The following is a 1,926-nucleotide window of genomic DNA, read 5'->3' on the forward strand; positions in this document are numbered from 1 at the left end:
GCAGGTATTCCAAGCTCATTGAGCCGATGTGGAACAAAGGCATTTCTCCCCAAATCAGGCAATATAGCCAGGGTCGAAAAGTGTGCAGGTTAAAGGCTGGGTGGCTTTCGCCACCTCAGCTGTGGGACATCGCCCGGCAAAGCCGGGCGAAATTACTGTTATTAATGTACAAATGTTATTTGTATATCAGGAGAACGGATTTTCAAGATGGATTTCACATTTAATTCCAGATGCAGCAATATAAAATGCCTCTTTGCAATCCTCCATACTTATTTTAAATAGATAATTCCCCTTATCAATTCTATATTTCTTATTAAAATTTATAAAGTCTGACTGTTCTGCTAATTCAATGAATGGTTTTGAATCTTCTAGCTTCCAACAAAAAAGTCCCGATATCAAGTACGGTTGATCAAACTCAATTGAAATAGCATATTTGTTTATACTTGTATCTATTCGCCCAGCTATTACCGTTTTTACGAAACTCATTTCACAAATTTCAAAATCCATCCATAAACATTTTTTTAAATATGTATTAATTTTAGTCAGTTCATTATTAATCAACTTTACATCCATCTTCATCTTTACCCCCTACTTTCCTAATGGAATATGTGTTAACCTAGCTGCCTCTTCATTAAATAATGGATTTGTTGTTCCTCCTTTATTAAATTCTCTCAATACACTTTCATGATACCAATTTCCATCACTTCCTAAATACTCGGTTCCTGTTCCCTGTACTGTCGGATCTGTACTCGGAACTCTCTTCCTTGCCACTCGGTAAATTGATTCTGAAGAAGTATACTGCTCTTCGCCAGGATGAACTCGAACTTCGTAATTATAATCTCCATCCGTCCATTTTTGCTTTAAACTTTTAGGTGCTTCATCCAAACCTTGTTGTTTCAGTGCTTCATCTAAATAATCTTTCGGATTTGTAGAACCATTAGTTCCTGAATCCCCCTTATCATCCTTATCATCTTTATTATTCTTTCCACCCCCAAACATCACAATACCAGTGTTTTCTATTGCGATAGCATCGCCATCCATTACCATTGTGTTACCATATTCATCAGCTACAACCATTACCGTCTGTGGCCCAGTTCCATTCATGGAATGCATCACTAACACAAATAAGGTACCTGCATTTTTACAGTTGGCAAGTATTTTTCCTATCTGTTCTCCTGCATCATACCAATCCCAATAGATTACATCTCCGGTTTCCTCAAGGTATGTGTTACCCTCTGCTTTCATCCCCAGAAGGCTATCCATCGCTTCATCTCCTAATTTTACCGTAACTGTGATTCCCGTTATAAAATCATCACACCGTTTCAAATAGGGGGATGCTTTTTCTACCGCTGCATCCATGGCCTTTTTTATCTCACTGGTTTTCTTCCCAACATTCTCGTTTATGTCTTCCGCAACCTTACCCGGATATGACCATAAACCATTCCAAAAGTCGGACAACATCTTTCCAGAAAAATAGTCATAAAGGTCACCAACATACGGGATGTTACTCTTACCGCTTGGGTCAATATAATTCAGCGGGCTGCTCTTCACATAATTATACCGGTTCAGTGTCAACGGATCTGTGATATCACCAAGGTAGCTATCCTCACTGATGAATCCGGCTGTCTTCACACTGTAATATCTCGCCCTTAAATACTGGGCATCCATATTGGGATTGAAGCTCTCCGCATTGTAGCTGTATACATTGTTATACTGCGGCTTTCCAAATGTAATGTCGCCAAAGGCATTATACCGGTACGACTGCCAGATATATCCATCACTTCCTGTCACACCGGTCACGCTGCCCCTTGGGTCATAGGTATAGTAACCGGTCCAGCCGGTAAAGCACTCATTGGTCAGGCGTTCATTCCCGTAGCTGTATGCCGTATCCATTATACCATTGATATTCAGCTCCATCAACACTTC

2 protein-coding genes are annotated in these 1,926 nt (G+C 39.9%); both read right to left on the minus strand.

What is annotated here, in order from left to right; translation table 11 throughout:
• Positions 1–186: 186 nt before the first annotated feature.
• Entirely contained in the window at positions 187–579 is a 393-nt protein-coding gene (locus G614_RS0123900; RefSeq protein WP_049948122.1) for a hypothetical protein, read from the minus strand.
• A gap of 9 nt (positions 580–588) precedes the next feature.
• The coding region (locus tag G614_RS33210; protein WP_278246021.1) for an RHS repeat-associated core domain-containing protein at positions 589–1,926 on the minus strand (1,338 nt) is incomplete at its 5' end.

The sequence above is a fragment of the [Clostridium] clostridioforme AGR2157 genome, assembly GCF_000424325.1.
GTDB classification, from domain to species: domain Bacteria; phylum Bacillota; class Clostridia; order Lachnospirales; family Lachnospiraceae; genus Enterocloster; species Enterocloster clostridioformis_A.